Origin of the sequence: Fictibacillus sp. UD (genome assembly GCF_043558025.1) — a bacterium.
In the GTDB taxonomy this organism is placed as follows: Bacteria; Bacillota; Bacilli; order Bacillales; family Fictibacillaceae; genus Fictibacillus.
Map to the genome: position 1 here is coordinate 326,114 of NZ_JARUHH010000001.1, position 21,352 is coordinate 347,465.

At 39.5% G+C, this 21,352-nt stretch carries 21 protein-coding genes and 1 other annotated feature; all 21 genes read left to right on the plus strand.

Annotated elements, in window-relative coordinates; all coding sequences use genetic code 11:
• The first annotated feature begins 7 nt into the window (after positions 1-7).
• The 21 genes from P8610_RS01625 to P8610_RS01725 all read left to right on the plus strand — a co-directional run bounded on the left by P8610_RS01625 (position 8) and on the right by P8610_RS01725 (position 21,351).
• Positions 8-1,147, plus strand: a complete 1,140-nt coding sequence (locus P8610_RS01625) for a cysteine desulfurase family protein (RefSeq protein ID WP_394602861.1) — start codon at positions 8-10, stop codon at positions 1,145-1,147.
• 40 nt (positions 1,148-1,187) lie between these two features.
• A complete protein-coding gene (mnmA, locus tag P8610_RS01630; RefSeq protein WP_394602862.1) occupies positions 1,188-2,315 on the plus strand; it encodes a tRNA 2-thiouridine(34) synthase MnmA in 1,128 nt (375 codons plus the stop codon).
• 362 nt (positions 2,316-2,677) lie between these two features.
• The gene (locus P8610_RS01635; protein ID WP_289495010.1) at positions 2,678-3,337 is read left to right on the plus strand and encodes a tetratricopeptide repeat protein; all 660 of its coding nucleotides are present in this window, start codon (positions 2,678-2,680) and stop codon (positions 3,335-3,337) included.
• A gap of 12 nt (positions 3,338-3,349) precedes the next feature.
• On the plus strand, positions 3,350-5,683 hold the full coding sequence (gene recD2 / locus P8610_RS01640) for an SF1B family DNA helicase RecD2 (protein WP_394602863.1): 2,334 nt from the start codon (positions 3,350-3,352) through the stop codon (positions 5,681-5,683).
• 148 nt (positions 5,684-5,831) lie between these two features.
• Entirely contained in the window at positions 5,832-6,029 is a 198-nt protein-coding gene (locus tag P8610_RS01645) for a hypothetical protein (protein WP_066240196.1), read from the plus strand.
• Between the two features lie 31 nt (positions 6,030-6,060).
• A complete protein-coding gene (locus P8610_RS01650; protein WP_394602864.1) occupies positions 6,061-6,240 on the plus strand; it encodes a DUF3918 domain-containing protein in 180 nt (59 codons plus the stop codon).
• 75 nt (positions 6,241-6,315) lie between these two features.
• Complete coding sequence (locus P8610_RS01655; protein WP_394602865.1) at positions 6,316-7,380, plus strand: AI-2E family transporter; 1,065 nt, start codon at positions 6,316-6,318, stop codon at positions 7,378-7,380.
• Positions 7,381-7,407: 27 nt separating this feature from the next.
• Positions 7,408-7,627, plus strand: a binding site (T-box leader).
• A gap of 319 nt (positions 7,628-7,946) precedes the next feature.
• Positions 7,947-10,583 carry an alanine--tRNA ligase gene (alaS, locus tag P8610_RS01660; protein ID WP_394603094.1) on the plus strand — a complete coding sequence of 879 codons (2,637 nt, stop codon included), beginning with the start codon at positions 7,947-7,949 and terminating at the stop codon, positions 10,581-10,583.
• A gap of 78 nt (positions 10,584-10,661) precedes the next feature.
• The gene (locus tag P8610_RS01665) at positions 10,662-10,937 is read left to right on the plus strand and encodes an IreB family regulatory phosphoprotein (RefSeq protein ID WP_066240205.1); all 276 of its coding nucleotides are present in this window, start codon (positions 10,662-10,664) and stop codon (positions 10,935-10,937) included.
• The gene (gene ruvX / locus P8610_RS01670) at positions 10,937-11,356 is read left to right on the plus strand and encodes a Holliday junction resolvase RuvX (RefSeq protein ID WP_289495015.1); all 420 of its coding nucleotides are present in this window, start codon (positions 10,937-10,939) and stop codon (positions 11,354-11,356) included. Before P8610_RS01665 ends, ruvX begins: the two co-directional genes overlap by 1 nt.
• A 22-nt stretch (positions 11,357-11,378) precedes the next feature.
• Positions 11,379-11,678 carry a DUF1292 domain-containing protein gene (locus P8610_RS01675; protein ID WP_289495016.1) on the plus strand — a complete coding sequence of 100 codons (300 nt, stop codon included), beginning with the start codon at positions 11,379-11,381 and terminating at the stop codon, positions 11,676-11,678.
• A gap of 123 nt (positions 11,679-11,801) precedes the next feature.
• Positions 11,802-12,938, plus strand: a complete 1,137-nt coding sequence (gene mltG, locus P8610_RS01680; protein WP_394602866.1) for an endolytic transglycosylase MltG — start codon at positions 11,802-11,804, stop codon at positions 12,936-12,938.
• A 515-nt stretch (positions 12,939-13,453) separates the two neighbouring features.
• The gene (locus tag P8610_RS01685; protein WP_289495018.1) at positions 13,454-14,098 is read left to right on the plus strand and encodes an O-methyltransferase; all 645 of its coding nucleotides are present in this window, start codon (positions 13,454-13,456) and stop codon (positions 14,096-14,098) included.
• A gap of 29 nt (positions 14,099-14,127) precedes the next feature.
• Positions 14,128-14,769, plus strand: coding sequence for a uridine kinase (udk, locus tag P8610_RS01690; RefSeq protein WP_394602867.1), 642 nt, complete (start codon positions 14,128-14,130; stop codon positions 14,767-14,769).
• Positions 14,770-14,918: 149 nt separating this feature from the next.
• Positions 14,919-15,395, plus strand: a complete 477-nt coding sequence (gene greA, locus P8610_RS01695) for a transcription elongation factor GreA (RefSeq protein ID WP_066291237.1) — start codon at positions 14,919-14,921, stop codon at positions 15,393-15,395.
• Between the two features lie 194 nt (positions 15,396-15,589).
• Entirely contained in the window at positions 15,590-17,263 is a 1,674-nt protein-coding gene (locus tag P8610_RS01700; protein WP_394602868.1) for a peptidoglycan D,D-transpeptidase FtsI family protein, read from the plus strand.
• Positions 17,264-17,345: 82 nt separating this feature from the next.
• The gene (locus tag P8610_RS01705) at positions 17,346-17,948 is read left to right on the plus strand and encodes a YrrS family protein (RefSeq protein ID WP_289495021.1); all 603 of its coding nucleotides are present in this window, start codon (positions 17,346-17,348) and stop codon (positions 17,946-17,948) included.
• Between the two features lie 644 nt (positions 17,949-18,592).
• Positions 18,593-19,231: a class I SAM-dependent methyltransferase gene (locus P8610_RS01710; RefSeq protein WP_394602869.1), complete on the plus strand. Its 639-nt coding sequence runs from the start codon at positions 18,593-18,595 to the stop codon at positions 19,229-19,231.
• A gap of 15 nt (positions 19,232-19,246) precedes the next feature.
• On the plus strand, positions 19,247-19,951 hold the full coding sequence (mtnN, locus tag P8610_RS01715; RefSeq protein WP_394602870.1) for a 5'-methylthioadenosine/S-adenosylhomocysteine nucleosidase: 705 nt from the start codon (positions 19,247-19,249) through the stop codon (positions 19,949-19,951).
• Positions 19,948-20,415 carry an S-ribosylhomocysteine lyase gene (locus tag P8610_RS01720; RefSeq protein WP_394602871.1) on the plus strand — a complete coding sequence of 156 codons (468 nt, stop codon included), beginning with the start codon at positions 19,948-19,950 and terminating at the stop codon, positions 20,413-20,415. Before mtnN ends, P8610_RS01720 begins: the two co-directional genes overlap by 4 nt.
• Positions 20,416-20,427: 12 nt before the next feature.
• Entirely contained in the window at positions 20,428-21,351 is a 924-nt protein-coding gene (locus P8610_RS01725; RefSeq protein ID WP_394602872.1) for a PLP-dependent cysteine synthase family protein, read from the plus strand.
• Position 21,352 lies beyond the last annotated feature (1 nt).

A 21,352-nucleotide genomic window follows, 5' to 3' on the forward strand; every position in this document is an offset into this window, starting at 1 on the left:
TGGAGTAATGAAAAACGTATATTTAGATCACGCTGCAACATCTCCTGTACATCCTGAAGTGGTTGAAGAGATGATTCCGTATCTTACCGAACATTTTGGAAATCCTTCAAGTATTCATCAATTCGGCAGACGAGTTCGTAAAGTACTTGATGATGCAAGAGCGGCCATTGCAGAATCGATTGGTGCGTCCAGAAATGAAATCATTTTTACAAGCGGTGGTACGGAAAGTGATAACCTTGCAATATTAGGTGTCGCTTCTGCTTTGCAAGGTAAAGGGAAACATCTTATAACAACTCATATTGAACACCATGCAGTTCTTCATACTTTTCATGAACTTGAAAAGAGAGGCTTTGATGTGACCTACTTACCGGTTGATGAAAACGGACAAATCTCTCTTGAGGAGCTGCAGGAAGAAATAAGAAATGATACGATTTTAGCTTCTATTATGTTTTGTAACAACGAAACAGGTACATTACAGGATATTGAGTCGATCGGCAACGTATTAAAAGAAAATGGGATCATTTTTCATACGGACGCTGTTCAGGCATATGGGCTTGTATCAATTGACGTTAAGAAATTGAGCATTGATCTCTTAAGTGCTTCTGGTCATAAAATCAACAGTCCAAAAGGCACTGGTTTTCTTTATGTAAAAGAAGGCACTCCATTTATTCCACAAGGTTTCGGAGGAGAGCAAGAGCGAAAACGCCGTGCAGGAACAGAAAACGTAGCAGGAATTCGAGCTCTTCATAAAGCCGCTGTTCTTGCTGAAGCAGAGCGCAAAGATCGTTATGCTCAATATCAAAAATATAAGGAAACAATGAAAAAGATTTGGGATCAAGAGGGAATTTCTTATGTCGTAAACGGAAGTGAGAAAAGTACACTTCCACATATACTCAACGTTAGTTTTTCTGGAGTAAAAACAGAAGTTCTTCTAGTTAATCTAGATTTAGCGGGAATAGCTGCATCAAGCGGATCGGCTTGTACAGCAGGTTCGCATGAGCCTTCGCATGTATTAGCAGCGATGTTTGGAGAAGTTGAACGGACAAAGTCATCGGTTCGATTCAGCTTCGGATACGGCAATAATCTGGAAGATATTGAGTATGCGGCTATCGAGACAGCAAAAATCGTGAAACGTTTAACAAAATAAGTTACAATGTTTGTCATATGAAAGAAATGAGGTGGACAGTATGCAAACGGAATTAAACAAAAAGGCACCTCAAGATACACGAGTAGTTATTGGAATGAGCGGCGGTGTTGATTCTTCAGTTGCCGCACTTTTATTAAAAGAGCAAGGCTATGACGTTATCGGAATCTTTATGAAAAACTGGGATGATACCGATGAAAACGGCGTCTGCACAGCAACAGAAGATTACAACGATGTGATAGCGGTCTGTAACCAGATCGGCATTCCATATTACGCGGTGAATTTTGAAAAAGAATACTGGGACAAGGTATTCACGTACTTTTTGGAAGAATATAAAGCAGGAAGAACGCCTAATCCTGATGTAATGTGCAACAAGGAGATCAAATTCAAAGCATTCCTTGAGCACGCTATGAATTTAGGTGCAGATTATGTAGCGACAGGCCATTACGCACGTGTGGCTGAAATAGATGGTGAAGTAAAAATGCTTCGCGGTGTTGATGAAAATAAGGACCAAACGTATTTCCTTAACCAGCTTTCACAAGATCAGCTTAAAAGAGTTCTGTTCCCGATCGGTGAGTTAAAGAAGCCTGAGATTCGCAAGATTGCTGAGGAAGCGGGACTTGCCACTGCCAAGAAAAAAGATTCCACTGGCATTTGTTTTATTGGAGAAAGAGACTTCAAAGAATTCTTAAGTCAGTATCTACCTGCAAAACCTGGTGAGATGCAAACGTTTGAAGGCGAAGTGAAGGGCAAGCATGACGGGTTAATGTACCATACGATTGGGCAGCGTCACGGCCTCGGTATTGGTGGAAGCGGAGATCCATGGTTTGTTGTCGGGAAGAATTTGAAAGACAATGTGCTGTACGTTGAACAAGGATTCCATAATGACAAACTTTACTCAGACAGCTTGAAGGCAGTAAAATCGAGTTTTGTTTCGGATAAACCTGTACCTTCTGAATTCAAATGTACAGCAAAGTTCAGATACCGCCAGCCTGACATGGGGGTAACTGTTCATGTGATGGAAGACGAAACTCTTCATGTCGTTTTTGATGAACCGCAGCGCGCGATTACTCCCGGACAAGCTGTTGTATTTTATGACGGCGATGTTTGCTTAGGCGGAGCAACGATCGATACAGTGTACAAGAACGATAAACCAATCACGTATTTATAAGAATGATAAAAAACTGGCTCAAAAGGTATAATGACCTTTCTTAGCCAGTTTTTTTGGCTTTATTAAGGATTTAAAGGGCATTAGACTTTCTTTTTATAAGCAAAGTGTTGGTGGTGCTCGTGCAGCGGCATAACTATGCTCGCTGCATGAGCGATTCCAGAGATTTATGAGCGATTCCAGAGATTTATGAGCGATTCCAGAGATTTATGAGCGATTCCAGAGATTTATGAGCGATTCCAGAGATTTATAAGCGATTCCAGAGATTTTTCTAAACCCATCACGCCAAAGCATCCAGAAAAACTATGCGTCATCCAGCACGATTTGTTATACTTTTGAAGGAAATCAAAAGTGGGGGAATACAGATGGAACCTTCAAAAGGTCTTGAATATTTAAAAAAAGGGAAGTTTGAGGAAGCGGCAAAAAGCCTCGAAGCAATGATTGAAGCCGATCCTCAAAATCCAGTTCATTATATTAACTTTGGAAATCTGCTTTCTGCAGTTCATGAACATGAAAAGGCAATTCAATTTTTTGATAAAGCCTTGTCGCTTGATGAAAGTGCTGCAGCAGCATTGTATGGTGCGGGTATTGCTTGCTATCATTTAGAGGAATTTGCCAAAGCGGCAAAACTTTTTCAAGAAGCCATAAAAGGCGGTATGCAAGATAGCGATACTCACTTCATGACAGGTATGTCTTTCGTTTCGCTCGGTGAGAACAAGCTGGCTTTTCCATACTTGATGAGAGCGACGGAACTTAACAACGAAGATCAAGAAGCACTGTTTCAGTTTGGTCTGTGTCTAGCGAGAACTGGTGATATCCAATCAGCTTTAAACACGTTTGAAAAAGTTGTACAGGTTGATAAAAACCATGCAGATGCATGGTACAACTTAGGCGTTACACTTAGTTATTTTGACCGAAACGATGAAGCGCTTCAAGCCTTTAAAAAAGCGCTCGACATTCAACCTGACCATTATTTAGCAGGGAACGGAAAAAGAAATATCGAAAGTAAGAATACAAACCATTAAAGGGGGTGCTTTATGGCACAGCAGCCTTCCTTTCATTTAGACGACGATGAAACACAAGAAACGTCCCGATTTATAAAAGGTACGTTGATTGCTACTGTTTATCATCAATCGGAAAGCCTCTACACCGTTGCACGAATTAGGGTGAAAGAGACAAATGAAAATTATAACGAAAAAGAAGTCATGGTTACGGGAATTCTTCCGCCTTTACGAGAAGATGAACTGTATTTATTTTATGGCAAATTTAAAGATCATCCGAAATACGGTAAGCAATATGAAGTCGAATTTTTTCAGAAAGAGATGCCGCAATCAAAAGAAGCAATGGTTCAATATCTCTCCAGTGATTTGTTTAAAGGAATCGGAAAGAAGACGGCAGAACATATTGTTGAAGTAATGGGCAATGATGCGATCACCAAACTGTTGGAGTCTCCGGAATACATTAGCCAAATTCCAAAGTTAACAGAAGAACAGGCTAAAAACTTACAGGAATCACTTTTGCAGAACAGAGGATTAGATCAAGTGATGATGGCGGTCCAGCCCTATGGAATTGGCCCTCAGCTCGCTATGAAGATTTTTCAAACGTATCAGGATGAGTCGGTTACTGTCATCAAAAAAGAGCCTTATCGCTTGATTGAAGATGTTTCTGGAATTGGATTTCATCGTGCTGATGAAATCGCAAAGGGAAATGGTATGCAAGTCAATCATCCAAAACGAATACAAGCTGCTTGTCAGTTCGTGCTTCGTGATCAAGGTACAGATCTCGGGCACTCGTATTTGCCGATGGAAGAACTGTTAGAGGGTGTGAGAAAGCTTTTAGCAGATGGAAAGAACACTGTCGATGAGATGAGTATTTTTAGAGAGATTCAAGATATGGAGACCGAACAGCGTTTGATTGTAAAAGAAAATGTTGTATATTTGCCAACCCTATATTTCGCAGAGCGTGGATTTGCTCAAAAGATGAATCAATTATTACATACTCAGCCAAACGATTATCACATTGAAGATGAAAAATTGGAATCTGAGCTATCAGCTCTTGAAAAAAGACTCAACATGAAATATGCAAACAGTCAAAAAGAGGCTATTAAAAAGGCACTAACCTCTTCATTAATGGTGCTCACTGGTGGGCCAGGCACGGGTAAGACCACCGTTATCAAGGGAATCGTTGAACTTTATAGCGAGATTCATGGTGTGAGTTTGAACCCTGATGATTACAGAGGAAAAAAAGAACCTTTCCCTGTTTTACTCGTTGCGCCAACAGGCCGTGCCGCAAAGCGAATGACAGAATCAACGGGAATACCGGCGCATACCATCCATCGTTTATTAGGGTGGAAAGGCGGCGGGAATTTTGAAAAGAATGAAGATGAACCCATAGAAGGGAAGCTATTGATCGTTGATGAAATGTCGATGGTCGATATTTGGCTTGCTCATTCCTTATCGAAAGCACTGCCGCAGCATATCCAGATTATTTTTGTAGGTGATGAAGATCAGCTGCCATCTGTTGGGCCAGGTCAAGTATTAAAAGACCTGCTTCAATCCGAACATATTCCACATACACGATTAGTGGATATTTACAGGCAAGCTGAAGGGTCATCCATTATACGATTAGCTCATGAAATGAAAAATGGAAAAGTACCTGATGATCTCCTGATCCCTCAAAGCGACAGACGGTTTTTTCCATGTTCTGGTGAACAAGTTTTTCAAGCGATTCTTCAAGTTTGTGAAAATGCGATAAAAAAAGGATACACTTCAAGAGATATTCAAGTATTAGCTCCTATGTATAAAGGGTCAGTGGGTATCGACCGATTGAATGTTGAGCTTCAGCGCCTTTTTAATCCTGAGAAACCAAAACAGCGTCAACTGCAAGTAGCTGATGTTTTTTACCGAAAAGGAGATAAAGTTCTTCAGCTTGTCAATCAGCCAGAGGATCAGGTTTTCAATGGTGACATTGGTGAGATCGTAGCTGTTATTTATGCCAGAGAGAATACGGAAAAAGAAGACCAGATTGTAATCAGCTTTGACGAAATCGAAGTAACGTATAAAAGAAGTGAATTTAATCATTTCACACATGCTTTTTGCTGTTCGATCCATAAGTCACAGGGAAGTGAATATCCGATCGTGGTTCTTCCGGTTTTAAAGAGCTATTATAGGATGTTAAAGCGCAACTTGCTTTATACAGCAATAACAAGAAGTAAAGAGTACTTAATTCTATGTGGGGAACAAGAAGCTTTTACTTGGGCAGTTCAGCGCTCAGATGAATTGGAAAGATTCTCAGGATTGAAACTTCGTCTTCAAGAAACGCAGTTGGAAAAAGATTTAATGAATGAGACCCTTCTAAACGAAACAAACTAGAAATGTTCGGGAGATGTAATTTGTCATCTCGTCGGACATTTCTTTTTTATTTCTATGATTCATGATTCTTCAAAACCAATAATTGCGTATATTTTCTCTGTATTCAGGACACCCTTGTAAAAGTAAAATTTTAAAGGAGCGAGAGCAAGTGGAATGTCCGAACTGCAGTAGAAAAGATATTGGGAAAATCGGTGTAAACCAGTATTATTGCTGGAACTGTTTTATTGAGCTTTCCATTGTTAAAGGAAGACTGTCCCTTCATCAAGTGGAAGAAGACGGCTCTCTAACTTCACTAGATGATTTATTTGAAGATCAAGATCTGACTTATAGAGAAAGCACATCATAATTGTAAAACTCTAATGTCGAGGTGATACAGCATGAGCAGGACGATGAGTTCTCTTTTCGCACTTGGTATTGGAGCGGCAACATATGCGATGAGAAACAAGAGGATGTCTAGAATGTCTAAAATGAACGTCAATTTTTCCGATATCGGTGATCTTTGGACATCAAGACGGGTAAAAAGAATCCGCAAAAGAGTCGCAAAAGCTATTTATTAAAGTACGTAAGCCCCGTCTCAAACAAGGACGGGGTTTTTTAAAGAAAAGGGTGAGTGTATGACAAGAGACAGTAGAATGAAGTGGGTTTACAGACTGACCCTTTCTTTATTATTGTTTTTATGTTTGTTTCTTTTAATGAAACTTTACCCTCTGTACGAACCATTATGGAAAGCTATAAAAGGAATATTCCTGCCCTTTTTTCTAGCTGCTCTTATTACATATCTGCTGCATCCTGTCGTTGAATACGTGCATGAAAAAGGGCTGCCTCGATTTGTTGCGATCTTAAGCATCTATCTCTTGTTCTTTGGAGGATTAGGGTACGCAGCTGTTAAAGGGTTTCCTTACTTTATTGTGCAGATGAAACAGCTGTTAGAAAATGTGCCTGCCCTTGCAGAAGATTACAAAGACCTTTTATATAAAGTTGATAAAGGAACTTCGGCACTTCCACATTCTGTTCATTTAAAAATCGAAAATTACATTGGGAAAATGGAGACTAACGCTCAAAATATTTTGACCAATGCAATCTTTTCTTTGCGGAAAATTGTAGATTACTTCTTTGTGATTATCGTTGTTCCATTTTTAGTGTTTTATTTTCTAAATGATTTTGAGAAACTAAAAAAAGCACTTTGGTTTATTACGCCAAGAAAATACCGAAATGAAGGCAAGCACTTGATAAAAGATATCGATCAATCCCTTGGAGGGTATATAAGAGGGCAGTTATTTGTTGGAGCCATTTTAGGGGCAGCAGCGATGGTAGCTCTGTGGTTTGTGGGTATGCCATATCCCATCCTATTAGGTCTTGTTATTGCGATAACAGACATCATTCCGTACTTTGGTCCGATCTTAGGTGCCATTCCAGTCATCCTGATTGCCTTAACGATATCTTGGAAGATGGTCTGGATAACTGTTGGAATCATGCTTGTTTTACAGTTCATCGAAGGCAATATTTTAGGCCCTTTTATCGTAGGACGAAATCTTCATATCCATCCCGTTTTTATTATCTTTTCTCTATTGCTTGGAGGAGAGCTTGCAGGAGTGCCCGGAATGATTCTTGCCGTTCCTATTTTTAGTGTGATTAAAGTGGTTGTCATTCATATTAGGGAACATCGGCTCAGACATCCGATTGACAAGTCAGAATAAATAAACGTATACTAACGCTAGAAGATAAAAAAATCGCTGAAAGAGATAAGTACGTTTTAGACCTTCCAAAAGAGAGAAACATCCACCGGCTGAAAGATGTTTTAGGAAGAAGGAAAACGGAAAGCTACTCTGGAGTGCAGAAGAAAAATCTGCCGTTATGCCGCGTTAAGGCTTAATCAAGGTGATATGCTTTCAAATGCATATAACCAGGGTGGTACCGCGTGAATTCAAAACTCTCGTCCCTGTTTTTTTACAGGGATGGGAGTTTTTTTGTTTTGGTTGGTTTTGTACCAAACTCCAACAACAAGGTGATGAAGTCAATGCGCTCTTTTTATCAAAAAGTTGTAGCTTTTAATTTTGTCTTCTATGATTGTTGATTGGAGTGTAAGGTGCGAGACTCCTGCGGGACAGGCGGGCAGGTGAGACACTTAAGAGTGAAACGTACGAATGTGGCTCACCGCCTGCCCCGCGGAAAGCGAGCAGCCTTGAACGGAAATCAATCACTTTCAAAAGCAACAAAGCTTGCAAAAACAGCCTATCCAAAAATGCAAAGGAGAATGAATACCATGAAAAATTTGACTTCAGCTCAAGTCAGACAAATGTTTCTTGATTTTTTCCAGGAAAAGGGCCACCGTGTGGAGCCGAGTGCATCACTTGTTCCCCATGAAGATCCAACATTACTTTGGATTAACAGTGGTGTTGCGACACTTAAAAAATACTTTGATGGCCGGGTAATTCCTGAGAATCCGCGTATTACAAACGCGCAAAAATCAATTCGTACGAACGATATCGAGAATGTAGGTATAACAGCAAGACATCATACGTTCTTTGAGATGCTTGGAAATTTCTCTATCGGTGATTATTTCAAAGTAGAAGCAATCCTTTGGGCATGGGAGTTTTTAACGAGTGAAGATTGGATCGGCTTTGATCCTGAAAAGCTTTCCGTAACAATTCACCCTGAAGATGATGAAGCGTTTGACATTTGGACGAAGCAAGTGGGATTGCCAGAAGAGCGCATCATTCGTTTAGAGGGGAACTTCTGGGATATCGGTGAGGGCCCTAGTGGACCAAACACTGAGATCTTCTATGACCGCGGTGAATCTTATGGTAACGATACATCTGATCCTGAACTATATCCAGGCGGTGAGAACGATCGATATCTTGAAGTGTGGAACCTTGTGTTTTCCCAGTTCAACCACAATCCAGATGGAACGTACACGCCGCTTCCTAAGAAAAACATTGATACAGGAATGGGCCTTGAAAGAATGGTTTCTGTTATTCAAGATACAAAAACAAACTTTGAGACCGACCTTTTCATGCCGATCATCAAGGAAACAGAGAGACTTTCAGATACGTCTTACGGTTTAAATACAGAAACAGATACGGCGTTTAAAGTTATCGCCGACCACGTACGTACAGTTAGTTTTGCGATTGGTGACAGCGCACTTCCTTCGAATGAAGGAAGAGGATATATCCTTCGACGATTGATCAGAAGAGCTATCCGTTTTGCAAAAAAGATCAATATTAATAAACCGTTCATGTACGAATTAGTGCCGACAGTTGCTGATATCATGGTTGATTTTTATCCGGAAGTAAAAGAGAAAGTTCCTTTTATCCAAAAAGTCGTGAAGACAGAAGAAGAAAGATTCCATGAAACGATCAATGAAGGTCTTGCTATCTTAGAAGACGTAATGGCTAAAGAGAAGGCTGAAGGAAAATCTGTTATCTCTGGAAAAGACGCATTTAAACTATATGATACGTTTGGTTTTCCGTTCGAGCTTACTCAAGAGTATGCTGCTGAAAATGGAATGGATGTCGATTTAGAAGGTTTTGAAAATGAGATGAAAGCACAGCGTGAACGTGCACGTGCTGCAAGGCAAGAAGTGGACAGCATGCAAGTACAAGGCGGAGTACTTTCTGACATCACAGTAAAAAGTGAATTCTCTGGGTATGATCACTTATCAGGAGAAGCTAAAATTCTTGAAGTCCTTCAAAACGGTGAGCGTGTTGCAATGGTAGCAGCAGGAGAAGAAGCTCAAGTTATATTGGATGTTACACCTTTCTATGCAGAAAGCGGTGGTCAGATAGCTGACCAAGGTACCATTACAGGTAAAGAAGTGGAACTTAAAGTAAAAGATGTTCAAAAGGCTCCAAACGGACAAAACCTTCACACGGTAGTCGTTAACAAAGGTGTTCTTGAAAATAACATAGAAGTTACGGTTCAGGTTGATCCAGAAACTCGTGCAAAAATTGTTAAGAATCATACCGCTACACATCTGCTTCATCAAGCATTAAAAGATGTATTAGGAACGCATGTTAACCAAGCAGGATCACTTGTTCAAGAAGGACGTCTGCGATTTGACTTTACACATTTCGGAAGTATTTCTCCAGAAGAGCTTGAAAAGATCGAGGAGATTGTTAATGAAAAGGTTTGGGCTAACATTCCTGTAGATAAGATGGTTAAAAACATCAATGAAGCAAAGGCTATGGGAGCAATGGCTTTATTTGGCGAAAAATATGGTGAGACTGTTCGTGTTGTAAAAGTGGGAGACTATAGCTTAGAACTTTGCGGTGGGTGCCACGTGAACAATACGGCAGAGATCGGATTGTTTAAGATCGTTTCAGAATCAGGAATTGGAGCGGGAACTCGCCGTATTGAAGCTGTTACAGGAGAAAATGCATACCGCCTGATGAACGGTCAAGTTCAACTCTTGAAAGACACAGCTTCAAAATTAAAAACAAACTTAAAAGATGTTCCTCAGCGTATTGATGCACTAAACGAACAGATTCGTGAACTGCAAAAAGAAAAAGAATCTCTTGCTGCGAAAATTGGAAACATGGAAGCAGGCAGTCTTGTTGATGAAGTTCAGACAATTAATGGCGTTTCTGTAATCGCGAAGAAAGTTAACGGTATGGATATGAACGGACTTCGCACAATTGTGGATGACTTAAAGAATAAAATCCAAAGCGGAGTTGTCATTTTAGGGGCAGAAAATGCTGGAAAAGTGAATATTGTAGCTGGAGTGACAAAAGATTTAGTATCAAAAGGGTACCATGCGGGTAATCTTGTAAAAGAAGTTGCAGTTCGCTGCGGCGGAGGCGGCGGAGGCCGTCCTGATATGGCTCAAGCAGGCGGAAAAGATCCAGAAAAGCTGCAAGAAGGAATAGATTCTGCAGTTGAAATGATTAAAACGGTTTCCTAAGCTTTCCTCTTTCATGTACAATAGAGATAGAAACTAATTTGTCCCATAAGGGAGATCTTCAGAAAGAGGTGTTCGCTAGTGAGTTCCATGGACAAAACGATGAAGTTTAACTTCAACGAAGATGATGCTTATAAAACGAATGTTGAAACTGTCCTGTTTTCTGTTTATGACGCCCTGCAGGATAAAGGATACAACCCGATTAATCAAATCGTAGGTTATTTGCTCTCAGGCGATCCAGCTTATATTCCTCGTCATAATGATGCGAGAAGTATGATCAGAAAACTTGAGCGAGACGAGCTTATTGAAGAGCTTGTTAAATCGTATCTCTCAACTCAAAAAGAAGGAAGCCGTTAATGACAAAAACTCTTGGACTGGATGTCGGAACGAAGACGATAGGTGTTGCTGTTTCAGATGCACTGGGATGGACAGCACAAGGAGTCGAAACGATCCGGCGCCGTCCTAATCAACCTGAACAAGACTATGAACGAATTCAAGAACTGATTAAGCTTCATGATATCAGCAAAATTGTGGTCGGCCTTCCTAAAAATATGAACGGTTCGATCGGTCCCAGCGGCGAGGCTTGTCAAAACTTTGCCAAAGATATTGAAAACCTTACAGGTATTTCGGTTATCCTATGGGATGAAAGACTAACAACTATGGCTGCTGAAAGAACTTTGATTTCAGCTGACGTAAGCAGGAAGAAACGAAAGCTAGTGATCGATAAGCTTGCTGCTTCGATCATTCTGCAAGGTTATTTGGACAGCCAACAATAAGAAAAGTAGAGGTGAGCCAATCATGGCTAAAGAAGAACGCGAACGCATTATTATTCCTGACGAAAACGGTGACGAAAATCTATTTGAAGTATTATTCAAATTTGATGTTGACCAAACAGGTAAATCATACATGGTAACAATTCCTGTAGCTGATTCGGAAGATGACGATACAGATGAAGTAGAAGTTTTTCCTTTCCGTTATGAAGAAAAGGGAGAAGAAGAGGATGATCTAGCATTGTTCCCTCTGGAGACAGACGAAGAATGGGATATGATCGAAGAAATGTTAAATACATTCCAAGATGACGAGTTCGAAACTGAATAATATTGGTTAAGAGATAGGAAGATGGTTATGATACCATCTTCCTTTTTTTATTCCAATTTACGGCCAATCTCGACAATTTCTGCTAGCAAACGTATAATTAAACAGGTGGAAGGGGGAAACACAATGTTACATCTCCAGTCATCTGGGAATTACATAAATGAAAATAAAAGTAAAAAACGGACAAAAACCATCGTACTATCCATTCTCGCTCTCTTTTTGGCAATCATCATGGCAACGGCGGCAGGAGCGTATTTTTATTTTACTAAAAATACTGGCCCTCTAGACGCTGATAACAAAAAGAACATGACGATTGAAATTCCAATTGGCTCAACTTCTGCAGACATTGGGAAAGAACTAGAAGATAAAGGTATCATTAACAGCGGTGACTTTTTCAGACTCTACACTCGAGTTAAAGGAGAAGGGAACTTCCAAGCAGGCATCTATGAACTGTCACCTTCGATGAGTCTTTCAGAAGTGATTTCTGCACTTAAAGAAGGAAAGCTGTTCAAAAAACCTGAACTTACGCTTACCATCCCGGAAGGATATAACGTCCCACAGATTGCAGGATTAATCAGCAAGGCTACAGGGTACGATCAAGCTGATATCTTAAAGAAGATGACTGATAAAACCTATCTGAACGAGCTGAAGCAAAAATATCCTTTATTGCCGGATGAAATAACGAAAGAAGGACTTTATTATCCACTTGAAGGGTTCTTATTCCCTGCAACTTATGATTTTGAAGTTAAAAAACCCGAAATAACTGATATTATCGACAAGATGGTTGAACAATCATCTATAATCTTAAAAAAACATGAAGCTGAAATTAAAAATAGCGGATATTCACTTTTTGAAGTGATCACGCTTTCCTCTCTTATCGAAGAAGAGTCTCAACGTGATGAGGATCGAAAAAAAATCGCAGGGGTATTTTATAATCGTATCAGTAAAGATATGAAATTAGATTCTGATCCAACCGTTAAATATGCAAGGAAAGATTTCGATGTACAAGTTTTATACGAACATCTTGAGTTTGATTCTCCTTATAATACTTACAGGTATAAAGGGATTCCAATCGGTCCGATCACCTCTCCAGGTGAAAAGGCGATCGAAGCTGCATTAAATCCAGTTAAGATGGAAGAACTCTTTTTCTACGCAAGGCCTAATGGTGAAGTGATCTACACGAAAACCTTAAGTGAACATAATGCGGTATATAAAAAATACAGAGATGAATGGAAAGTTTGGCAGGAAAAAGACAAACAATAATTTTTAAGAGAGTACGTTTACGCGTATTCTCTTTCTTTTTTTAGGCTGTTTTCGTATACTTTGTTGCTTTTGGAAGTGGTTGATTTCCGTTCCAGGTGCTCGCTTTCCGCGGGGCAGGCGGTGAGCCACATTCGTAACGTTTCACTTTTAAGTGTCTCACCTGCCCGCCTGTCCCGCAGGAGTCTCACACCTTGCACTCCAATCAACGGTCATAGAAGAGCAACTATCTTTTAGAAAAGAGCCTTCTTTAAAAAGTCCTTTTTCGTGTCCCCATTGTTGTTTTTGAAAGTAGTTGGTGGAGTCTCACACCTTACACTACAACCAACTATTCAAAGAAGAAAAAAATTTAAAGCAACTTTCAAAAAGAATGTGTTGTGACATTATTTTATTGCCTTTTGTGAAATCACCTGTAAAGTGCTAACGGACATGGAAAATATGAAAAAATGATAGGACTCTCGCCTTCAAATAAAGATTATGTTACAATATACCGGTTAGTGTGAAGGAGGCGTGTTACTTTGGTCTCAAATGAAGTAAACCAATACATTGAAAAAATAATTCCAACGCGCTCTGATCAAGTTCTAGAAATGGAGCAATACGCCAAAGAGCATAATGTGCCGATTATGGATCTAGTAGGAATAGAAGCACTTCTTTCATATGTAAGGCTAAGAAAACCAAAACGTATACTAGAAGTGGGCACAGCCATTGGGTATTCAGCCATTCGAATGGCCCTTGCTTGTGAAACAGCTGAAATTATTAGTATTGAAAGAGATGAAGAACGGTACAATATAGCAAAAGATAACGTTAAAGCTCTTCATCTTGAAAGCAGGATTACCTTATTATTTGGTGATGCGAATGAATTGCAAAGCCAAGTAGAAGACTATGCCCCATATGACTTTATTTTTATAGATGCAGCTAAAGGACAATATCAAAACTTCTTTGATCACTATTCCACTATGCTGTCAGCAGACGGCATCATCGTTACAGATAATGTTCTCTTTAGAGGGTATGTAGCGGATGAAAGCGGTCTAGAGAGTAGAAGACTTCGTTCTCTAGTAAAAAAAATTAGAAGTTTTAATGAATACATGATGCAGCATCCTGATTATCAATCTTCAATCTTGCCGGTTGGTGATGGTATGATGGTCAGCATTCGAAATTCTTAAGGGTACAGGAGTTTGGAGGAGTAATAACAATGGCACAAAAACCGATTGTAATTGGGGTTGCAGGTGGATCTGGATCAGGTAAAACAACAGTAGCAAAAGAAATTTACAGGCAGTTTGCTGATCAATCCATACTCATTATTGAACAAGATGCTTATTATAGAGATCAATCTGAGAAATCTATGGAAGAGAGATTGAATACCAATTATGATCATCCTCTTGCTTTTGATAATGATCTGTTGATCAAACATATTTCCTCGTTATTAGAGTACGAATCCATTGAAAAACCAGTGTATGACTATACAGCACATACAAGAAGTGATAAAATTATCCCAGTTGATGCTAAAGATGTCATTATATTGGAAGGTATTCTAATTCTAGAAGACGAGCGTTTACGTGATCTGATGGATATCAAGCTATTTGTTGACACAGATGCAGATGTTCGAATTATTAGAAGAATGGTTCGGGACACTCGTGATCGTGGCAGAACATTAGAATCCGTAATTGATCAATATACTTCCGTAGTGCGGCCGATGCATAATCAATTTATTGAACCCACGAAAAGATATGCAGATATCATTATTCCAGAAGGCGGTCAAAACCTTGTTGCGATCGACTTAATGGTGACAAAGATAAAGACCATATTGGAAGACAAAGCATTATTGAAAAAATGAGGAACATCATCCTCATTTTTTCGGTATACACGGACAAATCACAGCTCTAAGCTGCTTGGCAATCAACTATTGTCCTATTTTTTATACATACCCTGCCCGAATTATCATATAACGTAACAAGGGTACTGATTATTGAAGGAGTGAATATTATGGCAGACGAGAAAAAACACTATATGACCTTAGAGGGTAAGCAAAAGCTAGAAAACGAATTAGAATTTTTAAAAACAGAACGAAGAAAAGAAGTTGTTGAGCGCATTAAAGTAGCGAGAAGCTTCGGGGATCTTTCTGAGAACTCTGAGTATGATGCAGCAAAGGACGAGCAGGCTTTTGTTGAAGCTCGTATCGTTCAATTAGAAAAGATGATTCGTGATTCGGTGATTATTGAAGACAATAAAGACCAATCTGATAACGTTTCCATCGGGAAAACAGTTAAGTTTCAAGAGCTTCCAGATGGAGACGAAGAAACATATGTTATCGTAGGTAGTGCAGAAGCTGATCCGTTTGAAGGGAAAATTTCAAACGACTCTCCAATGGCAAAAAGTTTGTTAGGTAAAAAGCCAGGAGATAAAGTTTCTGTTCAAACACCAGGTGGAGAAATCAGCGTTGTTATTTTAGAAGTTAAATAAAGTGTAAAGTTAAAGAAGACTTGCGATTTTTTGCAAGTCTTCTTTTTTTGACCCTTGATTAGGAATAACAAGAGTAGGTGAAAATGTGGGTAAGGTGGTGAAATGTATTTGTTATCTAAAAAAAGAACAATAGGACTGGCTATTTGTTTTCTTTCACTTATCTTTTTTTAATTTATCGCTTAATGGATATACAATTGATTTCAACAAAATCATTTTCAAAGAATAAAGTTAACCTTATACAAGAAAGTGTTGATCAGCGTACACACCGATTTACCATAAATGACGGCAGGGGTTATTTTCTGGATCGAAACGGAGAACTGTTGTCAACAGATGTTAAACCACAAGTAGTTGTTTTTCCTAATCTTTTTACAAGTAATTGGCCAGTGGCAACAATCGGTAATATACTGCAGATCCCTGCCGAAGATGTTGCAAAAATGATTGGACAACTTAAGAAGCCTTCAGCGCTCTCGCTTCAAAAAGAACTGAGTCTTGACCAAATGAATGACATTAATAAGCTTGAGATTCCAGGTCTATACGCCCAGCTCGTTACAAGAAGAAAGCCAATTCCATTTGCAAATCATATCATCGGTGCTGTAGGTCAAGATCCTGATTTAATAAAGAGAAAATACGGTGATAAATTAGAAAAGGGAACGGTGACTACATCCACAAAAACGGGCAAGAACGGGATGCAGTATACGTTCGATCCATTTTTAATATCTGAAGGGGAGACACAATATATCTATCACGTCGATAGACAAGGTCATCCTCTATTAGGTCTTGACGTCAAATATCGTTCCCAGACAAATCCTCTCTATCCTTTGTACGTCAAGACGACAATTGATAAAAAGATGCAGGAAACAGTAGAGAATGCACTGGATGTCCATGGTATTAAAGATGGTGGTGCTGTTCTATTAGATATTGAATCAAACGAGCTCTTATCTATGGCAAGCAGACCATTGTTTACGAGCAAGACAATTTTTAACCATGGAAATAATATGACGTCTCAGCAAATTCCAGGTTCTGTCTTTAAGATTGTAACGGCAGCTGCCGCCATTGAAGAGAATAGGGTTCAAAATGAGAAAAAATACGATTGCAGCCTTAATATATATGGTGAAAAAGACGAAAGACAATTAGGTAATCTTAATGTTGAAGATAGCTTTGCACAAAGCTGCAATAAAACATTCGGTGAGCTTGCGAATGAAATGATTAGGACGAATCCTGATTTTATAGAGAAGTACGCAGAAAAGATGGGACTACTTCACTATAATGGTTGGCAAGGAGAAGTGTATCATCTTAATTCCTTTACACACTTTTACCAAGAAGAGCTTGGACAAATATATAGCTCGAAAAAGAAGCATTCCCACTATCAATCTTCATTAGCCGTTTCGCAAACAGCGATCGGTCAGCTTGATGTAAAAATCACTCCCCTTGCAGTGGCGAATATGATGGCGACGATTGCACGGGGCGGGGAAAGGTATGAAGTGAAGGCGGCGAAAAGTGTTAATTTCGCCAACGGAACAGAGTTAATTGAATTTGAGGATCATACGGCAGGAGATCAAAAGCTTTCTTCGTATACAATGATGAGACTTCAATCTCTTCTGTTAAATGTCGTAAAAAATGAAAGTGGTACAGGTCATGCTTTGCAGGCACTTCCCTTTCAGGTTGCAGGCAAGTCCGGGACTGCAGAAAAGGGGGAAGGAAACAGCTTGAATAACAAATGGTTCGCGGGATATTTTCCGGCTGAACAACCACGATTCGCTTTAGTAGTAGTTGACCTGAAACATGATAAAACCAATAGAACGATTCCTGTTTTTGCGGACATAGCAAATGAAATTATGAACGATGCAAACAAAAGTGAACATAAATAATACAAAGATAGATAGTTAATAGTGTTCGCAGACATCATCCTCATGGTAAAATAAAAAAAGTAATTTTACTGAGGAGGATATTATGAAACGAAACCAACGTTATGAAACAAGACTAGAAAAACGAAAACAAAATCGTTTTTTAAACATAGCAATCGGGTTAGTTGTTTTGCTGATTGTTGTTGTTGCATTTAATCTTTTCTCAGGCGATGAAAACGAAACAGCTACAACAAACGAAACGGAACAAACAGCTGACAAAAAAGAATCCAATAATAATAATTCAATAGAAATGGAAAAGGATGATTCTGACAGCAAGCAAGAAGATTCTGCGAATAAAGAAGATACTGAGGAAGAAGCAGAAAACCAAGAAACAGATTCAGGTTCAGAACAACCTGCTGGCGGTGGTCCAGAAGGTCCATGGGAACCAATTGGAACTTCACAAACGGAGCCGCATCAAAAATCTTATGACGATGGATCGCAAGACTGGAACGAGATGGTTCAAGCCCTTTCTTATGCAACAAATATTCCTCAAGATCAGATGACTATTTTCTGGCTAGGCAACGGTGGTGGTCCTGATCTTTCAAAAGGAACCGTTCAATCCAAAGCTGATGGAACTAAGTATGATGTTATGCTGCAATGGATTCCTGAAAAAGGATGGCAGCCAACGAGTGTAACACCAGTCCAATAAATGACAAACAACCTGTTTAAATGGCAGGTTGTTTTTTTTTTTTTTTGCGAAGACTTTGGCGTCATTGAGTGGTTGATTTCCGCTCCAGATGCTCGCTTTCCTCGGGGCAGACGGTGAGCCACATTCGTACGTTTCACGTATAAGTGTCTCACCTGCCCGCCTGTCCCGCAGGACAAGGAAGGCTCCGGCAGCGACACATCGCACGAAGAAAATTTGAAGTTTAATTTTCGAGGAGTCTCGCACCTTGCACTCCAATCAACGATCCATAGAAGACAAAATTTGAAAGCAGCCATTTTTAGGATAGGGCGTTTTGGTAAAAGCATTGTTGCTCTTGTAAGTGGTTGATCTTCATTCCAGAGATGCTTGCCTTCCAAGGGTGTGCGGTAAGCCTCCTGCTGATATGCCACATTTGGAATCTCACCTGACCGGCTTTAAAAAGCAACTTTGCTCCTGCGTCTTTTCGGGAAATCAGCACTCCTCTTTAAAATTCTCTTACAATTTATTCAAATAATTGTAATCTACACCAATCCTCAAAGATATTACATTTGAAAAATTATAGAAATTATGCTAATTTGGAACCTGTAAGATTTTAATTCATAGTATATTGATAGGAATTATATAATTTAAAACGTGGAGTGGAAAAAATGGGACGAGAATTTATTGATCTTTTTGATGAGTGGTCATCTTCTTATGATGAAACTGTTTCAGGAGAGGATCAGGAATATAAGGAAGTTTTTCATAAATACGATGAAATATTAGAAACTGTTGTGCAACGTTCTGGAAATGTTGTATTAGAGTTTGGGGTAGGTACTGGTAATTTAAGCGAGAAGCTTCTTAAGAGCGGAAAAACAGTTATCGGTATTGAGCCATCAAAAGGAATGCGGGAAAAAGCGGTTAAGCGAAATCCAGATTTAAAGCTCTACGATGGTGATTTTTTATCTTTTCCAAAATTTGATCAGGAAATTGATACAGTCGTTAGTACGTATGCCTTTCACCATCTTACGGATGATGAAAAAGATAAGGCAATCGGACATTATAGCCAGCTGCTTAAAAAAGATGGTAAAATTGTCTTTGCAGATACCGCTTATCTTCACGAAGACGATAAAAAAGAACGTCATGAAAAAGTTAAATCACAAGGCTACCTTAACTTATTAAAAGATTTGCAGACAGAATATTATACAACCCTTGGTGTCCTAGAAGATATTTTTAAAAATTATGACTTTGAAGTTTCGTTTGAAAAGCTGAATGAATATGTCTGGCTGATGGAAGCGGTAAAAAAATAGACATTGGAGAATAACATGAAAAGAATCGGAATTATCGGTGCAATGGAAGAAGAAGTGGTTCTATTACGTGAGCAGCTTACAGAGCTTGAAGAGAAAAAACTTGCAGGTTGTGAATTTTATAAAGGTATGTTGAACGATCAAGAAGTTGTTCTTTTAAAATCTGGAATTGGAAAAGTAAACGCAGCAATTGGAACAACGCTATTAATCCAGTTGTACAATCCAGACGTTATCTTAAACACAGGATCTGCAGGCGGATTCCACTCAGATTTAAATGTTGGAGATGTAGTTATCTCAACAGATGTTCGTCATCATGATGTGGATGCTACAATTTTCGGTTATGAGCATGGCCAAGTGCCTCAGATGCCGCCTAATTACCTGCCTGACCAAAAGCTTGTTGAGGCGGCTGTAAGAGCTGGAGAGCGTGTACAAAACATCCAAGTTGCAAAAGGATTGATTGCTTCGGGTGATTCGTTTATGAGTGACCATGCACGGGTAGAGGACATTAGAACAAAGTTTCCAGCTTTATATGCTGCTGAAATGGAAGCGGCAGCGATTGCCCAAACGTGCTATCAGTTTTCTGTTCCTTTTGTTATCATCCGTTCTTTATCAGACATTGCAGGGAAGGATGCGCGCGTTTCTTATGATCAATTCTTAAAAACGGCATCTAAGAACTCAGCAGAACTAGTACAACAAATCGTAGAGGAGCTGAAATCATTATGACAAAAAAAATGAATGTAGAAAGCTTTAACCTTGACCATACAAAAGTTGTTGCACCATATATCCGTTTAGCGGGTACAACAACAGGAGCAAACGGAGATGTGATCCACAAATATGATATCCGATTTTGCCAGCCTAACAAGGACCATATGCCGATGGAAGGACTTCATTCCATCGAGCACTTGATGGCAGAAAATATTCGCAACCATCATTCAACAGTCGTTGATATCAGCCCTATGGGTTGTCAGACTGGCTTCTATCTTTCTGTTATCAACCACGATAACTATGATGAGATTTTAGAGGTGCTTGAAAAGACCTTAAATGACGTTTTAGAAGCTACAGAAGTACCGGCATGTAACGAAGTGCAATGTGGCTGGGCAGCTAATCATAGTCTTGAAGGTGCGAAAGATATCGCACGTAAAATGCTTGCTAAAAAAGACGAGTGGCATATTGTTTTTTCAGAATAGAGGACGATTGAAATGAAATTTTATAAAAACGTGCACGAATTGATCGGCAATACGCCTCTGTTGGAAATTACTCAATTTCCCCTTCCGGAAGGTGTACGTCTTTTTGCGAAGTTAGAATTTATGAACCCTGGTGGAAGTGTGAAAGACCGTCTTGGGGTGGAACTTTTAGATTCTGCTTTGACAAAGGGGCAGCTGGTTAAAGGCGGAACCATTATAGAGCCTACAGCAGGGAATACAGGGATTGGACTTGCTCTTGCAGCAATCAATAAAGGAATTAACGTCATTTTTGTTATTCCAGAAAAATTTAGTATTGAGAAACAAGAGCTTATGAAAGCGTTAGGTGCTAGAATCATTCATACACCAACAGCAGATGGTATTAAAGGTGCAATTAAGAAGACAAAGGAGCTCTTAAATGAGAATCCGAACTCTTTTTCTCCGTCTCAATTCTCAAACCCTGATAATCCGAACACGTACTTTAAAACTTTAGGCCCTGAGATTTGGAATGACCTTGATGGAAATGTAGATGTTTTTGTGGCTGGTGCGGGTACGGGCGGAACATTCATGGGAACGGCTCGCTATTTGAAAGAAAAGAACAAAACAATAAAAACCGTAATTGTTGAACCAGAAGGATCAATTCTTAACGGAGGGCAATCTGGTCCGCATAAGACTGAAGGAATTGGGATGGAGTTTTTGCCAGAATACATGGATACTGCCTATTTCAACAGCATTCATACCGTTAATGATGTTGATGCTTTTCAGCGGGTAGCTGAGCTGGCTAAAAAGGAAGGGTTGCTCGTTGGGAGTTCCTCAGGAGCAGCACTTCACGCTGCATTGATCGAAGCACAATCGGCACAGTCAGGACAAAACATCGTCACCATATTTGCGGACAGTTCTGAACGATATTTAAGCAAGAAAATTTATGAAGGAGGCATCTGAT

Excerpts from the sequence above, each read along its gene's own strand:
- P8610_RS01625 (WP_394602861.1), top strand. The coding sequence starts at position 8 with ATGAAAAACGTATATTTAGATCACGCTGCAACATCTCCTGTACATCCT.
- mnmA (WP_394602862.1), top strand. The coding sequence starts at position 1,188 with ATGCAAACGGAATTAAACAAAAAGGCACCTCAAGATACACGAGTAGTT.
- P8610_RS01635 (WP_289495010.1), top strand. The coding sequence starts at position 2,678 with ATGGAACCTTCAAAAGGTCTTGAATATTTAAAAAAAGGGAAGTTTGAG.
- recD2 (WP_394602863.1), top strand. The coding sequence starts at position 3,350 with ATGGCACAGCAGCCTTCCTTTCATTTAGACGACGATGAAACACAAGAA.
- P8610_RS01650 (WP_394602864.1), top strand. The coding sequence starts at position 6,061 with ATGAGCAGGACGATGAGTTCTCTTTTCGCACTTGGTATTGGAGCGGCA.
- P8610_RS01655 (WP_394602865.1), top strand. The coding sequence starts at position 6,316 with ATGAAGTGGGTTTACAGACTGACCCTTTCTTTATTATTGTTTTTATGT.
- alaS (WP_394603094.1), top strand. The coding sequence starts at position 7,947 with ATGAAAAATTTGACTTCAGCTCAAGTCAGACAAATGTTTCTTGATTTT.
- ruvX (WP_289495015.1), top strand. The coding sequence starts at position 10,937 with ATGACAAAAACTCTTGGACTGGATGTCGGAACGAAGACGATAGGTGTT.
- P8610_RS01675 (WP_289495016.1), top strand. The coding sequence starts at position 11,379 with ATGGCTAAAGAAGAACGCGAACGCATTATTATTCCTGACGAAAACGGT.
- mltG (WP_394602866.1), top strand. The coding sequence starts at position 11,802 with ATGTTACATCTCCAGTCATCTGGGAATTACATAAATGAAAATAAAAGT.
- udk (WP_394602867.1), top strand. The coding sequence starts at position 14,128 with ATGGCACAAAAACCGATTGTAATTGGGGTTGCAGGTGGATCTGGATCA.
- greA (WP_066291237.1), top strand. The coding sequence starts at position 14,919 with ATGGCAGACGAGAAAAAACACTATATGACCTTAGAGGGTAAGCAAAAG.
- P8610_RS01705 (WP_289495021.1), top strand. The coding sequence starts at position 17,346 with ATGAAACGAAACCAACGTTATGAAACAAGACTAGAAAAACGAAAACAA.
- P8610_RS01710 (WP_394602869.1), top strand. The coding sequence starts at position 18,593 with ATGGGACGAGAATTTATTGATCTTTTTGATGAGTGGTCATCTTCTTAT.
- mtnN (WP_394602870.1), top strand. The coding sequence starts at position 19,247 with ATGAAAAGAATCGGAATTATCGGTGCAATGGAAGAAGAAGTGGTTCTA.
- P8610_RS01720 (WP_394602871.1), top strand. The coding sequence starts at position 19,948 with ATGACAAAAAAAATGAATGTAGAAAGCTTTAACCTTGACCATACAAAA.
- P8610_RS01725 (WP_394602872.1), top strand. The coding sequence starts at position 20,428 with ATGAAATTTTATAAAAACGTGCACGAATTGATCGGCAATACGCCTCTG.